Source organism: Kitasatospora sp. NPDC043950 (genome assembly GCF_056435345.1).
Window position 1 is genome coordinate 16824 of record NZ_JBWKER010000059.1, and the last position, 16018, is coordinate 32841.

Consider the following 16018-nt stretch of genomic DNA (forward strand, 5'->3'; position numbering starts at 1 on the left):
CGTCCGAAAAACCCCTCCGGGAGACACCACCTCATGTCACAGTCCAAGACCACCGGCCCGGTACCGGAGGAGAAGTCAGCCGAGGAGGAGCAGCCGCGGTCGCCCCGCGAGATCCGCCTCGTCATGGTCGGCCTGGTCGTCACCATGCTGCTGGCCATGCTCGACAACCTGATCGTCGGCACCGCGATGCCGACCATCGTCGGCGACCTCGGCGGCGCCGAGCACCTGTCCTGGGTCGTCACCTCGTACACCCTGGCCACCGCCGCCTCCACCCCGATCTGGGGCAAGCTCGGCGACCTCTACGGCCGCAAGGGCACCTTCCTCACCTCGATCGTGATCTTCCTGGTGGGCTCGGCGCTGTCCGGCCTGTCGCAGAACATGAACGAGCTGATCGGCTTCCGCGCCCTCCAGGGCCTGGGCGCCGGCGGTCTGATGGTCGGCGTCATGTCGATCATGGGTGCGCTGGTCGCGCCGCGTGACCGCGGCAAGTACCAGGGCATGTTCGCCGCGGTCATGGCCCTCGCCACCATCGGCGGCCCGCTGGTCGGCGGCTTCATCACCGACCACCTGAGCTGGCACTGGACCTTCTACATCAACCTGCCGCTCGGCGTGATCGCGCTCGCCGTGGTCGTCGTCACCCTGAAGCTGCCGAAGGTCCGCAACAACGCCCGGATCGACTACTGGGGCGCCATCCTGCTCACGACGGGCATCACCTCGCTCGTCCTGATCACCACCTGGGGCGGCCAGCAGTACGACTGGGGCTCCAAGCAGATCCTGGGCCTCGCCGCGCTCGCCGCCGCGACGCTGATCGCCTTCTGCTACGTCGAGCAGCGGGTGCAGGAGCCGATGCTGCCGCTGAGCCTGTTCAAGAACCTGAACTTCACCCTGGTCTCGATCATCGGCTTCATCGTCGGCTTCGTGATGTTCGGCTCGACCGTCTTCCTGCCGCTCTACCAGCAGATCGTCCAGGGCGCCTCGGCCACCAACTCCGGCCTGCTGCTGATGCCGATGATGTTCGGCATGCTGGTCGTCTCGCTGGTGGTCGGCCAGGCCGTCACCAAGACCGGCAAGTACCGGATATTCCCGATCATCGGCACCATCGTGATGACCGTCGGCATGGTGCTGCTCTCCACCATGGGCACCACGACCAGCAGCTTCACCTCCGCCTGCTGGATGGTCGTGCTCGGCGCCGGCATGGGCTTCCTGATGCAGATCACCATGCTGGTCGCGCAGAACAGCGTCGAGCTCAAGGACATGGGCGTGGCCAGCTCCACCGCCACCCTGTTCCGCACCATCGGCGGTTCCTTCGGTGTCGCGCTGTTCGGCGCCCTGTTCAACAACCGGGTCACCGACACCATGAAGGAGCGGCTGGGCGACCACGCGGCGGCCGGCGGCGGCGTGAAGGACCCGGGCCAGATGAGCCCGGCGGACCTGCGCAAGCTCCCCGAGAACATCCAGGACGCCTACCACCACGCGGTATCCAACGGCATGCACACCGTCTTCCTGTGGGGTGCCGGGGTGGCCGTGGTCGCGATCGCCGCCGCGGTGTTCATGCGCGAGGTGCCGCTGCGCGGCACCGGCACGGGCAAGGCGGACAAGTCCGCCGAGGCCTCGCTGGAGGCGGCGGCCGTCTGACCGCCCTCCCGCCGACACGACGGCGCCCCCGGAGGACTCCTCCGGGGGCGCCGTCCCGCGTTCGTGGCCGACTACTGGGGAAGCCGGTAGACGCCCTGCTCGACGGGCTCCACCAGGCCGTCCGCGACCAGGCCGTCCAGCGCCCGGGCCCGCTGCACCGCGTCCGGCCAGACCGCGTCCAGCCGGGCCTGCGGCACCGAGCCGTGCGACTCCCGCAGCACCGCGAGCAGCTTGCCGCGCACCTGCCGGTCCGTCCCCTCGTAGGTCTGGCCGCGCCGGGCCGGGCCCTCGTACGGCGGGCGGCCGGCCCGCTGCCAGGCGCAGTGGGCGAACAGCGGGCAGCCCCCGCACTCCGGGCCGCGCGCGGTGCAGACCAGCGCGCCCAGCTCCATCACGCCGACCGCCCAGGTGGCCGCGGTCTCGGCGTCGTCGGGCAGCAGCGCCGTCGCCGTCCGGCGCTCGGCGGCCGTGGTGGCCTGGGCCGGGTACTCGACGCCGGACACCGCGCGGGCGAACACCCGGCGGACGTTGGTGTCCAGCACCACGTGCCGCTGGCGGAAGGCGAAGGAGGCGACCGCGGCGGCCGTGTACTCCCCCACCCCGGGCAGCGAGAGCAGGGTGGCATGGTCGTCCGGCACCTCGCCGCCGTGCTCCTCGGTGATCGCCACCGCGGCCGCGTGCAGCCGCAGCGCGCGGCGCGGGTAGCCGAGCCGGCCCCACATCCGGACCGCCTCGCCGGGCGCCTCGGCCGCGAGGTCGGCCGGGGTGGGCCAGCGGGTCAGCCACGCCTCCCAGGCGGGCAGCACCCGCTTCACCGGAGTCTGCTGGAGCATGAACTCGCTCACCATGATCGCCCAGGGCGTCGCCTCGGGCGTCCGCCAGGGAAGGTCGCGCTTGTCGGCCTCGTACCAGTCGAGGACGGTCGCGTGCAGCAGCGGCAGGGGCATCGAAAGCCGGACGGCGTCCGGCGCGGCGCCTGCCGGGGGGACGGGGGCGGGGGTGACAGTGATGGCAGCCATGGCCCTTCGATCCTCCCATGTCGACGGGCGCGACCGAAGCGGAGAAAAGAACTCCGGATATCCCTGCGGATCTCCCGGAGAACCACCGCTTCGAAGCTCCCTCGAACGGCGCAAATGGCGGATCATGTGAAGGAAGGGGCGACTGTGCGGTGTTGGTGCGTCAAGCGGCACACACAGTCTCGTAGAGTTTGGGCGTGCCCTCTCTGCGTCAACCCGTGGGACCGCTGCCGGCCTCGATCTACTGGCGTCGGCGCGTCGTCGTGCTCGTCGCCGTCGCGGCGGTCGCCGCCCTGATCGCCTGGCTGATGATCGATCAGGACGGGGGCGGTGACGGCAGCTCATCGAGCAAGGCCGCGCAGGCCGTTCCGTCCCAGAGCCAGACCCCCGCCCAGTCCATCACACCCGGCGCGTCCCCGAGCGGCCCCGCGGCGCGCCCCGGCGGCGGCAGCGGCGGCAACGCGAGCGGCGGCCCGGTGGCCGGCTCCGGCGGCGGCGAGGTCAGCCTCAGCACCGGCGGCACCGGCGGCGGCGCCAACCCGGCTCCTGCCACCGGCGGGGGCACGGGTGGCGGTGCGGCGGCGGGCGGCGCCGCGGCCGGCGGTTCCGGCGGCTCGGGCGGCGGCGCCCCGGTGGTGAACACGCCCGAGGTGATGGCGCTTCCGGTCTGCGTCTCCTCGCAGGTCACCCTAGAGCTGGCCAGCGCGCAGAACTCGTACCAGCCCAAGGACAAGCCGCGGCTCTCGCTCACCGTGAAGAACGCCTCCGGCGCCAACTGCCGGGTGGACCTGGGCCGGACGGCCTCCGCGATCACCGTGACCGCCAGCAACGGCGACCGGGTCTGGTCCTCCGGCGACTGCCCGTCCGACCGCGGCAGCAGCTGGGTGCAGATCCCGGCCAACAACGGCCTGACCGAGACCTTCACCTGGGACCGCAGCCGCAGCAAGCCGCAGTGCGCCACCGCCGACCCGGCGCCCCCCGCGGCGGGCACCTACCTGGTGGTCGCCGACCTCACCGGGCTCTCCGGCGGCCAGGTCTCGGCGCGCTCCTCGATCCGCCTGGACAGCTGAGCCCCCTCGACTCGACTCGACTCGAAGCCCCCGGCCGACGCGGCCGGGGGCTTCGGCGTCTCACGGGCCGGCCAGCGTGCGCTGGTCGAGGTGCGCTGGTCGAGGTGCGTCGGTCGGGATGGCTCGGCGGGGGTGGACTCGGCGGGGGTGCGCGACGGCCCCCGGGGCGTTCCCCGGGGGCCGTGCGCGGCGGTGCGTCAGGCCGGACGTGGCGCCGGGTCAGACGTAGCGCTCCAGGATGGACGATTCGGCGAGCCGGGACAGGCCCTCGCGGACCGAGCGGGCCCGGGTCTCGCCGACGCCCTCGACCGTCTGCAGGTCGTCGATGCTGGCGGCGAGCAGCTTCTGCAGGCCGCCGAAGTGCTCGACCAGGCGCTCTATCACTGTGTTGGGCAGGCGCGGGATCTTCGCCAGCAGCCGGTAGCCGCGCGGCGAGACCGCCGAGTCCAGCGACTCCGGGGAGCCCGAGTAGCCGAGCGCCTTGGCGACCGTCTGAAGGTCCAGCAGCTCGGCGTGGGTGAGCGCCTCCAGGTCGGCCAGCACCTCGTTGACCGTCCGGCCCTTCTTGGCGGCCCGCTCCGGGAAGTAGTCCCGGGCGACCAGTTCGCGCTCCGGCTCCACGCCCGCGATCAGCTCGTCCAGCTGGAGCGAGAGCAGCCGGCCGTCGATGCCGAGCTCCAGCACGTAGCCGGCGATCTCGGTGGCGATCAGCCGGACCATCTCCAGCCGCTGGGCGACGGCGGTGACGTCCCGGACCGTCACCAGGTCCTCGATCTCCAGCGCGGACAGCGTGCCGGCCACCTCGTCCAGCCGCAGCTTGTAGCGCTCCAGGGTGGCCAGCGCCTGGTTGGCGCGGGACAGGACGGTGGTGGAGTCCTCCAGCACCCGGCGGGTGCCGTTGACGTACATCGCGATCAGCCGCATCGAGTGCGAGACCGCCACCACCGGGAAGCCGGTCTGCCGGTTGACCCGCTCCGCGGTGCGGTGGCGGGTGCCGGTCTCGTCGGTGGGGATGGTGGAGTCCGGCATCAGGTGCACGCCGGCCCGGACGATCTTGGTGATGTCCTTGTCCAGCACCACCGCGCCGTCCAGCTTGCACAGCTCGCGCAGCCGGGTCGCGGTGAACTCGACGTCCAGGACGAAGCCGCCGGTGCAGATCGACTCGACCGTCTTGTCGAAACCGAGCACGATCAGGCCGCCGGTGTTGGCCCGGAGCACCCGCTCCAGGCCGTCGCGCAGCCCCGTGCCGGGTGCGATGGCACTGAGGGAGGCCCGCAGCAGGGCCTCCTCACGGGAGGCCTTGTCCGCCCCCCGGTCGCTGGCTGCCACGTGACTCCTCCGGTCGACCCCGTGCCGCGCGCCTCGCGCCGTGCGCCGGTCCGCGGTCTGTTGCTCTGTCGCTCAGTACCGCTCGGTACTGCCTTCTGGCCAATGAGACTGGGGAAAGTCTAACTGCGTGCGGCATCGACAGGGCTTGGGTCAGCGCAGTTCGTCGGAGTCGAGCGGCTCCCAGCCCTCCATCAGCTCCTCCGGGTGCGCGACGACCCGGGCCGCGCGCGGGGCCGGCGGCGCCGACGGTGCCTCAGCACGCGGCTTGGCGGCGGCCCGGCGGCGGCCCGGGATGGCCCGCAGCGCCTCGCCGATGTCGGCCACCTCGACCACCTTCATGCCCGGCGGCACCTTGCCCGGATCCGGCGGGACGAGGGCGTGCGTGAAGCCCAGCCGGTGCGCCTCGGCCAGCCGCCGCTGCACCCCCGTCACCCGCCGTACCTCGCCCGCCAGGCCGACCTCACCGATCGCCACCAGGTTGCTGGGCAGCGGGGTGTCCGAGGAGGAGCTGGCCACCGCGAGCGCGATCGCGAGGTCGGCGGACGGCTCGCTCAGCTTCACCCCGCCCACCGTCGCGGTGTAGATGTCCTGCTTGCCGAGCTTCACCCCGCCGTGCCGCTCCACCACGGCCAGGATCATCGCGATCCGGGGCGACTCCAGGCCCGAGGTGGTGCGCCGCGGGGACGGGATCTGCGAATCCACCATCAGCGCCTGCACCTCCGCCACCAGCGGGCGCTTGCCCTCCAGGGTGACGGTGAGGCAGGTGCCCGGGACGGGCTTGTCACGCCTGGTCAGGAAGAGGCCGGACGGATCGGCCAGGCCGACGATGCCCTCGTCGTGCAGCTCGAAGCAGCCCACCTCGTCGGTGGCGCCGTAGCGGTTCTTGATCCCGCGGATGAGCCGCAGCCGGGCGTGCCGGTCCCCCTCGAAGCTGAGCACCACGTCCACCAGGTGCTCCAGCAGGCGCGGGCCGGCGATCTGGCCGTCCTTGGTGACGTGGCCGACCAGCAGCGTCGCCATGCCGCGCTCCTTGGACACCCGGATCAGCGCGCCCGCCACCTCGCGGACCTGGGCCGGACCGCCGGGGGCGCCGTCCAGCTCGGCGGAGGCGATGGTCTGCACCGAGTCCAGGATCAGCAGACCGGGGTTGACCGCGTCGATGTGCCCGAGCACCGCACCGAGGTCGGACTCGGCGGCGAGGTAGAGGTGCTCGGAGAGCGCGTTGATCCGGTCGGCGCGCAGCCGGACCTGACCGGCCGACTCCTCGCCGGTGACGTAGAGCGTGCGGTGCCGGTCGGTGGCGGCCTTGGCCGCCACGTCCAGCAGCAGGGTGGACTTGCCGACGCCGGGCTCGCCGGCCAGCAGGACGACCGCGCCGGGGACCAGCCCGCCCCCGAGCACCCTGTCCAGTTCCGGCACGCCCGTCGAGCGGGCCGTCGCGACCTGGCCGTCCACCTGGCCGATCGGACGGGCCGGCGAGCTGACCGGGCCCGCGGCGGTCGTCCGGATCGGCACCGCGCCGTACTCCTCGACCGTGCCCCAGGCGTTGCACTCCGGGCAGCGGCCGACCCACTTGGGCAGCTGGTTGCCGCACTCGGTGCAGCGGTACGCCGGGCGCGGCTTGGCGGTGGTCTTGGTACGGGCAGCCATGCGGCCCACCGTAGCGCCTGGGTCCGACAACGCCTTGCTCCACCGGAGCCGGGCCCAAACCCACACAGATGGGCGATGTTGTTACCCGAAAGAAGTACATACACGGCGAACGGCCGGGGTGCGCCGCCCGCCGTCTCTACCGTCGGACGGGTGACAACGCGTACTGAAGGGCCGCCGGCCGCCGTGCTGGCGGCGTACGACCGGCAGGTGGACGGCCTGTTCACCTACTGCCTCTCGGTGCTGTGCGAGCACGACGCGGCCACCGGCGCCCTGCGCGAGGCCCGCGAACTGGCACGGCGGCACGGCGCCCGGCTGACCGAGCCCGGGCTGGTCCGGGCCTGGCTGTTCTCGCTGGCCCGGTACTGCTGCCTGCGGCGGCTCGCGGGCGGCGCCGGACGGGACGCCACGGCGGAGCCGACCGAGGCCGAGGCGGCCCGGCGGCGGCGCGAGCTGGCCTCGCTCGCCTGGCCGGAGGCGGCCGGCACCGACCCGGAGCAGCGCGAGGCGCTGGAGCTGTCCGTCCGGCACCGGCTGACCCCGCACGAGGTGGCGGCGGTGCTGGGCCTGCCGTTCGAGCGGACCCGCGCGCTGCTCGCCGCCGCCGAGGCGGAGGTGGCCAGGACCAGGGCGGCGTTGCTGGTGCTCGGGGTGGGCAGCTGCCCGGAACTGGACCGGCTCGGCGGGGCCGGGGCGGAGTCCTGGCGGGACTGGGTGCTCGGCCCGGCGCTGCGCCGGGAGCTGGTGCAGCACGTGGTGGACTGCCCGACCTGCCGGGGGACGGCGGGGCGGGTGGCCGGTGCGGCGACGGAGGGCGCGGCGGGGATGTCCGGGCTGCCGCTGCTGGCGGCTCCCGCCCCCGCTCCGGCGCCCCCGGGCGCCGGAGCGGCCCACCTGCCGTCGGTGATCGGCCACCTGCCGTCGGCGGTCGGTGCGGTGCGGCGGGCGGGGGCGGTGCCGGCGGCCGAGTCGGGGCTGCGGTTCGACCAGGGCGGCTTCCCCCGGCACCGGGCGCCGGACGCGGGCCGGGCACTGGCGGTGCGTCGGCGGGTGGTGACCACCGGGGTGCTCGCGGCCGTCCTGGCGGCGCCGGTGGTCGCCCTGTGGGCGGGGCACCGGAGCGGCGGGTCGGGGACGGCGTCCGCGGTGTCCACGGTGCGGGTCGAGGAGGCCGGGCGGACGGGCGGGCAGCAGCCGTCGAAGCCGTGGCCGACGGCGGGCGCACCGGCGGGCACGGGGCTGCCGGGGGTGCCGGGGATGGAGCTGGCGGGTGCGGGGGCGGTGGGTGCCGGGGTGATCGGTGCAGAAACGTTGCCCCTTGCCTTTCCACGGCTGACCCTCCAGGGCCCGGCGGTCCCGGTACCGGCCCGCGGGGCGACCCCGATCGGCAGTCCGGCCCTGGTCGCCGCCCCCGCCCCCGCCGTCGGACAGGCGCCGACCGGGGGCGGCCCGGGCGGAGCCGAACCGGCCCCGGTCGGACTCCTCACCGTCGAGGCCGCCGAGTACGGCAGCCGGACCATCCTCACCCTCACCGACTCCGGCACCACCGAGATCCACTGGCACGCCGTGACGGACGCCGCCTGGCTGCGGCTCAGCCGCGACTCCGGCACCCTCGCACCGGGCCAGCGGATCACCGTGACCGTCACCGTGGACGAGGACCTCGCGCCCACGGCGCACTGGACCGCCCGGATCGCGCTGCCGCCCTCGCAGGCGGTCGTCACCCTGGAGGGCGGACCGCACAACCGGGGCGGCTCGGCCTCCTCCCCCGCCGCACCGGAGGCGTCGGCGTCGGCCACGGCGGACCCGCAGCCGAGCAGTTCCCCGCAGCCGTCGGTGACGGCCACGGCGGCTCCGTCCCCGTCGGGGTCGCCGTCGGCCGGCGCTCCCTCGTCGTCGGCGTCGTCCTCGGCGTCGCCTTCGCCTTCGGCGTCGGCGTCGGCGTCGGCGTCGGCGTCGGCGTCCGCGCACCCGTCCTCGCCACCGCCCTCGGGCACCGCGACGGGCACCGCGACCCCGGCTCCGCACTGAGCGTCCGGTGTCCCCCTCGACGTCCGCGCCCGGCGGCGACGGCGGTCAGCTCCGGTCGATCGGCGGCACCCGGTAACTGCCGTCCAGCACGGCCGGCTTCGGCTGGTAGAGCCGGATGATCGGCCGGAACTCGCCGACCGGGGCGGGCAACCAGTTGGCCGCCTCCACCTCGTCCTCGGGCTGCTCGTGCTGGAGCGTCAGGGTGAGCGAGCCGTCCGCGCCGTACACCAGGCCCGGGGTGCGGTCGCCGATCGCGTAGCGCTCGATCGGGTTGTCCACCAGGTAGTAGTCCGGCAGCGCGTACATCGTGACGGACCAGAACGCCTCGGCGGGCGGTGGCTGGTCGAACCGCAGTGTGTAGCGGTGCGCGCCGCTGAGCGGGCGGCCGCCGGAGTCGTCGTAGGTCATCGCGAACGAGGCCTCGTAGGCGTGGTTGCCCCAGAGGCCGGCCCGGGCGGCGGCGGCCCGGCTGAGGTAGCCGGCGCGGCGGTCGGGGATGCGCCACTCGGGGTCGTCGAGGGTGCCGGGGCCCAGGTGGTCGATGTTGTAGTCGAACAGGTGGAGCGCCGAGCGCCACTCGCCGGGCGGGTGGTCCTCGGGCGGGCGGGTGGCGTCCTCGACCCGTTCGCGGCCGGCGGCCAGGCCCTTGGCCAGCGCGAGGGTCCAGTCCGCGGCGGCCGCGCGGTACGGCGAGGTGCCCTCGTCGAGCAGGCCGAGCGGGGCGAAGCGCTGCTGGTACTCGACGTCCGGACCGGCCGGCGGGAAGGCCTGCATCCAGACCCGAAGCCGCTCGAAGAAGGCCAGCCGCTCGGGCACCTCCGGATCGGGCTCGGGCAGTCCGGCGACCAGCCCGCCGGGCTCCAGCGGCTCCAGGGTGAGGGCCTTCTGGAGGGCCCTGACCCGGGGGAGGTCGTCCGGCCCGGTGCAGGCGAAGCGGCCGACGACGGTCGCCACCCTGGTCGGCGCCTCGATCACCCGGGCCGGGTCGGACGGGGTGCCGTGCCAGCCGGGAGGGACGATCAGCCAGGTCTGCTCTCCGGTGCCGGTGGCGCGGCTGCCGACATAGGCGACGTTGTCCGTCCACGCGCCGACGACCTGCAGCACGTAGTAGGCGCCCGCGGTGTCCGGGACGCGCAGCACCTGCGGGCCTTCGGAGAGGTCGAGCTGGGCGATCGAGTAGAGGGTGTCGTTGTTGACCGAGACGAAGTGGTCCTTGGGCCCCGCCAGCCGGGTGGCGTGGCTGAAGTGGTTGAACGACGCCGCCGGCAGAGTGCCCAGGCCGCCCCTGGAGAAGCGCTCGACCATGGTGAGGTCGGCGACGAGCGGGTAGCCGTAGACGTAGGCGTCGGCGGCCAGGGCCTCCAGCTCGGGGTGGTTCATCGGGGTGTCCTTCGTCCGGTCGGCGCGGTCTCTGCGGTGCGGATTTCTGCGCTTTTCTGCGCTGCGGGTCAGCTCGGGTCGAGCGGCGGGAGGCGCCAGCGGCCGTCGAGGACGGACCGGTCCGGGCCGTGGAGCCGGACGACGACCGTGAACGGGCCGTCCGGGGCGGGCAGCCAGTTGGCGGATTGCTGGGCGTCGGCGGGCCGCTTGTGCCGGACGTGGAGGGTGAGTCCGCCGTCCGGGTCGCGGACCAGGCCGGGGGTGCGGTCGCCGATCGCGTAGCGGTCCAGGGTGTTGTCGACCAGCAGGCGGTCCGGGAGCGCGTACATGGTGGCGGACCAGAAGTACCGGGCCGGCGGCAGGTCGTCCGGGCCGAAGCGGACGACGTAGTCGCGGTCGCTGGCGTTCGGCGGCCGGTTGCCCGCGCTGTCCGCCGCCCAACCGCCGCACCAGGTTTCCTCGGTGGGCAGCCCGTAGCGGCCGAGCCTGGCGCCGAGGGCCTGGCGGAGGAAGTCCCCGCCGATCCGCTCACGGGTGCCGAAGAGTGCGGCCGGGCTGGTGGGTTCGGATTCGGCGGCGCGCTCCAGCCGTGCGCGGCCGTCCGCGATGCCGCGCTCGATCTCGGCCCGGACCTCGATCGGCAGCGTGGCGGGCTCGAACTCGCCGCGCCCGTCGATGCCGAGGTCGGTGAGGCGGCCGCGCAGGTCGACCTCGGCGGGCGGCAGCTCGACGGGCCCGCGGAGCGGGAAGAAGCCGAGCAGGAAGTCGAGGAAGCTGAGGAACTCGACGGTGTCCAGCACCTCCTCGCGCCAGACCGGCCAGACCGGCTCCGGCGCGGGGGCGGGCGCCGGGGTGCCGGCGTACTCGTGCAGCGGGCGCAGCCGGTACTGCTGCTGGACGGCCTTCAGTTCGGCGACGTCCGCGGGGGTGTCGCCGGTGAGGTGGGTGCGGCCGAGGATGCCGACCAGGCGGGTGGCGGTGCGGAGCACGCCCCGGACGCCGGGCGGGGGCTCGCCCTGCCAGTCGGGGCCGGCCACCAGGTAGTCGCCGGCCTCCTGGCCGGTGCTCCGGGAACCGACGAACCCGGCGTACACGGTGTCGAGTTCGTGCAGCGGGAGGACGTAGTAGCGGTCCGCGGCCGGGACGGACACCACCCACGGCTCGGCGCGCAGGTCGAGCCAGGCCCAGGAGTGCAGTGTGTCGTTGTCGGGGGAGGCGACGTCGGTGTCGGCCGGGGTGAACGGCTGCGAGCGGTGGCGGAAGACGCCGAAGCCGCCGACGTACCCCGGGTCCGCGTCGTCCAGTGCCTGTGCGTACAGGGTGCGGTAGTTCCGCAGGATCGGGTAGCCACGGATCCAGGCCTCGGCGGCGGTCGCGCGGATCGTGGCCGGGTCCACGAGTGCCGGGTTGGCCATGCTCGTCGCTCTCCCCAGTACACGGAAGGCCGGCGGCGCAGGCGCGCACCGGAATTCTGGACATACGAGTACATAGGGGATGCTATGCGGGGCGGGACGGGTCAGCATGTCGGGTGGCCCGACGCTTCCCGGGCGCCCGGCAGCCACCGGCCACCGGCCACCGGCGCTGAGCCTCCGGGCCCGGAGCGGGAAGTCGGGCCGGCCGACTTCCCGCTCCCGACGAGTCCGGTCAGCCGAGTCCGGTCGGACCAGCCCGGTCGGACGAGACCGGTCAGTGGCTGCGGCGGGTGACCAGTTCGGCCAGCACCAGCAGTTCGTCGGCCGCCGACGGCTCCGGGACGGCCGTGGCCAGCTGCGCCATCGCCGCCGCCATCCGCTCGCAGGACTCGCCCTGCGCCCAGCCGCGGCCGCCGGCGCCTTCGACGGACGCCGCGCACTGTGCCAACTCCTCAGGGCTGAGCTGGCGTTCGAGGGCGTACAGCCCGGCGAGCCGGGCCCCCTCGGGGGTGCCGGAGCCCAGCGCCGCGACCACCGGCAGCGACTTCTTCCGGGCGACCAGGTCCGCGCCCACCGGTTTGCCGGTCACCGCCGGATCGCCCCAGATGCCGATCAGGTCGTCGATCAGCTGGAACGCCAGGCCGATCTCCCGGCCGAAGCCGTCCATCGCCTGCACGGCCTCCTCCGACCCACCGCCGTACAGGGCGCCCATCGCGCAGGCGGCGCCGAGCAGGGCTCCGGTCTTGGCCTCCGCCATCGCCAGGCACTCGGCGAGCGAGACGTCGCTGCGCTGCTCGAAGGCGCAGTCGATCTGCTGGCCCTCGCACAGCTCGACCACGCAGTCGGTGAGCCGGCGGACCGAACTGCGGGCGGCCGGGTGGGCGTCCTCGGCGAGCAGGCGCAGTGCCAGCGAGTGCATGGCGTCCCCGGCCAGGATGGCCTCGGTGGTGCCGAACACCCGCCAGGCGGTGGGCCGGTGGCGGCGCGTCTCGTCCCGGTCGATGACGTCGTCGTGGAGCAGCGTGAAGTTGTGCACCAGCTCGACGGCGGCGGCCGCGGCGGTGGCCTCGGCGGCCGTGCCGCCGAGCGCCTGGGCGGCGGCGAGGACCATGGCGGGCCGGATCGCCTTGCCGGAGGGGGCCTCGACGGGCGAGCCGTCCGCCTCCCACCAGCCGAAGTGGTAGCCGGCGACCTTGCGCATCGCGCCGGGCAGTGAGTCGACGGCGGCCCGCAGGACCGGATCGACCAGGTTGCGGGCCCGGGCGAGGACGTCCGCCGCCTCGTTCCCCTCTTTGTGGTCCCGCTCCAGTGTGGAGCTCGTCATGGGTTTCTCCCCCTGTCGGCCTGCGGTGAGGCGGCCTGGTGTGAGGTGCCGGTCGTGGGTCGGCCGACCCGGTCGGCGGCCGGGCCAGTCGGCGGCCGGGCCAGTCGGCGGCCGGCCCGCTTTCCGGACGTGCCGCGGCGCACCGCCCGGCCGGGGTGTGGGTGCCCCGACCGGGCGGCGTGGAATTCCGACCGGCTCCGGTCGGTCGGTGCCCGGCCCCGGGGCCTGGGCGCGTGCCCGGATATCGCGCGCCCGGCCGGAATGACGGAGCCGCGCCCCGGACAGCGCCTAGCGCTGCGCGACGTCCACGTTCTCCAGGACGCCGACCGCGTCCGGGACGAGAATCGCGGCGGAGTAATAGGCGCTGACCAGGTAGGAAATGATGGCCTTGTCGTCGATTCCCATGAACCGCACCGAAAGGCTCGGCTGGTACTCGTCCGGAATTCCGGTCTGATGCAGGCCGACGACGCCCTGGTTGTCCTCGCCGACGCGCAGCGCCATGATCGAGCTGGTGTGCCCGCCGACGATCGGGATCTTGTTGCACGGGAAGACCGGCACCCCGCGCCAGGCCGTGACGTGCTTGCCCTCGACCTCGACCGTGCCGGGGACGAGGCCGCGCTTGTTGCACTCGCGGCCGAAGGCGGCGATGGCCTTGGGGTGGGCGAGGAACATCTTGGTGCCGCGTCGGCGGCTGAGCAGCTCGTCCATGTCGTCCGGGGTGGGCGGGCCGGAGTGGGTCTGGATCCGCTGGTCGTACGCGGCGTTCTCCAGCAGGCCGAACTCGGGGTTGTTGACGAGCTCGTGCTCCTGGCGCTCGCGCAGCGCCTCGATGGTCAGCCGGAGCTGGTGCTCGGTCTGGTTCATCGGCTGGTTGTAGAGGTCCGCGACGCGGGAGTGCACCTTGAGGATGGTCTGCGCGACGCTCAGCTCGTACTCGCGGGGCTTGAGCTCGTAGTCCACGAAGGCGCCGGGCAGCTCGTACTCGCCCCGGTGGCCGGCGGAGAGGTCGATCGCGGCCTCGCCGTGCTTGTTCTGCGCCTGCTGGAAGCCGTTCAGGTACTCGATGACCTGCAGTTGCAGGGCTTCGGAGCGGTCGTGGAGCTCCTGGAAGGCGGGCCAGGAGAGCGCCATCACGGTGCCGGAGGTGGCGGCCCGGACGGTGTACGGCCAGGTGCCCTCCTCCTGCTGGAGGGCCTCGTCGCCGAGGTGGTCGCCGTCGGCGAGGGTGCCGACCACCGTCTCCTCGCCGTACTTGCCGGTGCCGAGCCGTTCGAGCTTGCCGTGCGCGATGAGGAAGACCTCGTTGATCGTCGCACCGGCGGAGACCAGTACGTCGCCGGCGGCGAACTCCCGCTGGACGAAGCGCCCGGCCAGCTCCGTCAGGACGGCCTCGTCCTGGAAGCCGCGCAGCACCGGCACCTCGGCCAGCGTCGGCGGGACGATCCGCACCTCGGAGCCGGTCTTGACGAAGCTCACCCGACCGCGGCCGACCGAGTAGCGCAGGCGGCGGTTGACCCGGTAGGCACCGCCGGACACCTGCACCCAGGGCAGCGTCCTGAGCAGCCAGCGCGGGCTGATGCCCTGCATCTGCGGCGCGGACTTGGTGGTCGTGGCGAGGTTCCGCGCACCCGCCGTGCTCAGACTCTGCTGCTGCCGGATCTCAGGTTGCGCGCTGGGCGCGGGAACACCGGCATTGGTTTCGGTCGACATAGGGGGAGCCCTTCGCATGCCCGATGAAGTGTCGCCTTGCGCATTCATGTTGCAGCTTCATGGTGGGCCCATTCGGGTGCATGCCGCAATCACTCATTCGAGTGGTTCGGGATAACCGAACAAATAGTACGACTGGATCACTCGATCGATATCTGTTCGACAGATTATTCGAACTTATCGGGAATACCGCCTCCCATCTTCCCCCATCGACACCCCCTCCGTCGCCACCCCTTGACGCCCGCACACACGACGCCCCTCCCGTCCGGGCCCGGGGAGCCGGCCGCTAGGGTGCCACCTCACAGGGCCGCCAGGCCAGTTGACGAGCACGGCCGACCACGAGCCCTGACCCTTCGTCACCCCATGCCCTGGGAGGCAGTCTTGACAGCCCCCGTCCGTGTCTGGCTCAACCGCACCTACGCCGAGAACGTCTTCTTCATCGAACAACTCCGCACCGCCCCTCGCCCGGTGGCGGTGCACGCGACCCACGCCGACCCCGACTCCCCGGTGCTCGCCGCCGCCGACCACGGCACCCTGGAACCCGCCGACCTGCCCGCCGACGCCTACGTCGGCTACGCGCTCGACTACTGCGCCCGGCACTCCATAACCGTCTTCCTCCCGCAGCTGCACCAGCTCGCCATCGCCCTCGCCCGGCCGGAGTTCGAGGCGATCGGCACCACCCTGCTCTGCCCGCCGGCCACCGCCATCGCCACCTACACCAGCAAGGCCGACGGCTACCGGGCGATCGCCGCCGCCGGACTGCCCACCCCGCCCTGGTGGCGGGTGCGCACCGCCGACGAACTGCTCGACGCCGTCGACCGGATCGAGGCCGCCGGGCACACCGCCTGCCTCAAACCCACCACCGGCGCGGGCGGCGCGGGCTTCCGGGTGCTCACCCGGGAGCCGTACGGGCCGCGGCGGCTTCACGGCTGGGACCACCGGGTCCAGGTCGAGCAGGTGGCCGCCGCCCTGTCCGCCCGACCGGGCGCGGGGGACGAGGAGGACGAGCGGGACGAGCCCGTCGACCTGCTGGTGATGCCCTACCTGGACGGGCCGGAGGTCTCGGTGGACTGCCTCGCCGACCGGGCCGGCCACCCGCTCACCGTGGTCGGCCGCACCAAGGCGGGCCGCCGCCGCGGCTTCACCACCGATCCGCGGTACCTGGAGCCGGTCCGGCGCCTGGTCGGGGCGAGCCGGATGGCCTACCTGTCCAACATCCAGTTCCGCGAACTGGCCGGGCGACCGGTGGTGATCGACGTCAACACCCGGCCCGCCGCCGGGCTCCACCAGCTGCGGCTGTGCGGCCTCAATCTGCCCTGGGACGCCGTCCGGCTGGCGCTCGGCGAACGGCCGGAGCCCACCGGGGTGGATCCGGACGTGCACGGCGTCGAGTACACGCTGGTCTCCGGCATCCAGCCGGTGCTACAGCGCCGGGCGCCCGCCCCGGTCTCCCTCGTCCGACAGCGGTAG

11 protein-coding genes are annotated in these 16018 nt (G+C 73.6%); 4 read left to right on the forward strand and 7 right to left on the reverse strand.

Annotated elements, in window-relative coordinates:
* The first annotated feature begins 33 nt into the window (after positions 1-33).
* Positions 34-1635, forward strand: coding sequence for an MDR family MFS transporter (locus AC07BF_RS31230; protein ID WP_363589021.1), 1602 nt, complete (start codon positions 34-36; stop codon positions 1633-1635).
* A 71-nt stretch (positions 1636-1706) separates the two neighbouring features.
* Here AC07BF_RS31230 and AC07BF_RS31235 read toward each other — a convergent pair whose 3' ends face one another.
* On the reverse strand, positions 1707-2654 hold the full coding sequence (locus AC07BF_RS31235) for an HhH-GPD family protein (protein ID WP_400809970.1): 948 nt from the start codon (positions 2652-2654) through the stop codon (positions 1707-1709).
* 194 nt (positions 2655-2848) lie between these two features.
* On the opposite strand from AC07BF_RS31235, the gene AC07BF_RS31240 reads away from it, so the two are divergent.
* On the forward strand, positions 2849-3721 hold the full coding sequence (locus AC07BF_RS31240; RefSeq protein ID WP_478334230.1) for a hypothetical protein: 873 nt from the start codon (positions 2849-2851) through the stop codon (positions 3719-3721).
* A gap of 219 nt (positions 3722-3940) precedes the next feature.
* Here the strand turns inward: AC07BF_RS31240 and disA are convergent, their stop codons facing one another.
* Positions 3941-4999, reverse strand: coding sequence for a DNA integrity scanning diadenylate cyclase DisA (disA, locus tag AC07BF_RS31245; RefSeq protein WP_063351299.1), 1059 nt, complete (start codon positions 4997-4999; stop codon positions 3941-3943).
* A 201-nt stretch (positions 5000-5200) separates the two neighbouring features.
* The gene (radA, locus tag AC07BF_RS31250) at positions 5201-6700 is read right to left on the reverse strand and encodes a DNA repair protein RadA (protein WP_363617780.1); all 1500 of its coding nucleotides are present in this window, start codon (positions 6698-6700) and stop codon (positions 5201-5203) included.
* Between the two features lie 150 nt (positions 6701-6850).
* Between radA and AC07BF_RS31255 the strand changes: the two genes are divergently transcribed.
* Positions 6851-8725 (forward strand): BACON domain-containing protein, encoded by a 1875-nt coding sequence (locus AC07BF_RS31255; protein ID WP_478334231.1) that lies wholly within the window; start codon positions 6851-6853, stop codon positions 8723-8725.
* A gap of 45 nt (positions 8726-8770) precedes the next feature.
* Here AC07BF_RS31255 and AC07BF_RS31260 read toward each other — a convergent pair whose 3' ends face one another.
* From AC07BF_RS31260 to AC07BF_RS31275, 4 genes are all read right to left on the reverse strand, one after another.
* The gene (locus tag AC07BF_RS31260) at positions 8771-10105 is read right to left on the reverse strand and encodes a DUF1254 domain-containing protein (protein ID WP_400842945.1); all 1335 of its coding nucleotides are present in this window, start codon (positions 10103-10105) and stop codon (positions 8771-8773) included.
* 68 nt (positions 10106-10173) lie between these two features.
* Positions 10174-11520: a DUF1254 domain-containing protein gene (locus AC07BF_RS31265; protein ID WP_400842948.1), complete on the reverse strand. Its 1347-nt coding sequence runs from the start codon at positions 11518-11520 to the stop codon at positions 10174-10176.
* Between the two features lie 271 nt (positions 11521-11791).
* Entirely contained in the window at positions 11792-12841 is a 1050-nt protein-coding gene (locus AC07BF_RS31270) for a family 2 encapsulin nanocompartment cargo protein polyprenyl transferase (RefSeq protein WP_363631739.1), read from the reverse strand.
* Positions 12842-13129: 288 nt separating this feature from the next.
* Positions 13130-14551, reverse strand: coding sequence for a family 2B encapsulin nanocompartment shell protein (locus tag AC07BF_RS31275; protein WP_363631741.1), 1422 nt, complete (start codon positions 14549-14551; stop codon positions 13130-13132).
* Between the two features lie 378 nt (positions 14552-14929).
* On the opposite strand from AC07BF_RS31275, the gene AC07BF_RS31280 reads away from it, so the two are divergent.
* Positions 14930-16018 carry an ATP-grasp domain-containing protein gene (locus AC07BF_RS31280; RefSeq protein WP_400986251.1) on the forward strand — a complete coding sequence of 363 codons (1089 nt, stop codon included), beginning with the start codon at positions 14930-14932 and terminating at the stop codon, positions 16016-16018.

Bases quoted from the DNA above. Each gene is read 5' to 3' on its own strand.
- AC07BF_RS31265 (WP_400842948.1), bottom strand. From the start codon at position 11,520: ATGGCCAACCCGGCACTCGTGGACCCGGCCACGATCCGCGCGACCGCC.
- AC07BF_RS31275 (WP_363631741.1), bottom strand. From the start codon at position 14,551: ATGTCGACCGAAACCAATGCCGGTGTTCCCGCGCCCAGCGCGCAACCT.
- radA (WP_363617780.1), bottom strand. From the start codon at position 6,700: ATGGCTGCCCGTACCAAGACCACCGCCAAGCCGCGCCCGGCGTACCGC.
- AC07BF_RS31270 (WP_363631739.1), bottom strand. From the start codon at position 12,841: ATGACGAGCTCCACACTGGAGCGGGACCACAAAGAGGGGAACGAGGCG.
- AC07BF_RS31235 (WP_400809970.1), bottom strand. From the start codon at position 2,654: ATGGCTGCCATCACTGTCACCCCCGCCCCCGTCCCCCCGGCAGGCGCC.
- AC07BF_RS31260 (WP_400842945.1), bottom strand. From the start codon at position 10,105: ATGAACCACCCCGAGCTGGAGGCCCTGGCCGCCGACGCCTACGTCTAC.
- AC07BF_RS31230 (WP_363589021.1), top strand. From the start codon at position 34: ATGTCACAGTCCAAGACCACCGGCCCGGTACCGGAGGAGAAGTCAGCC.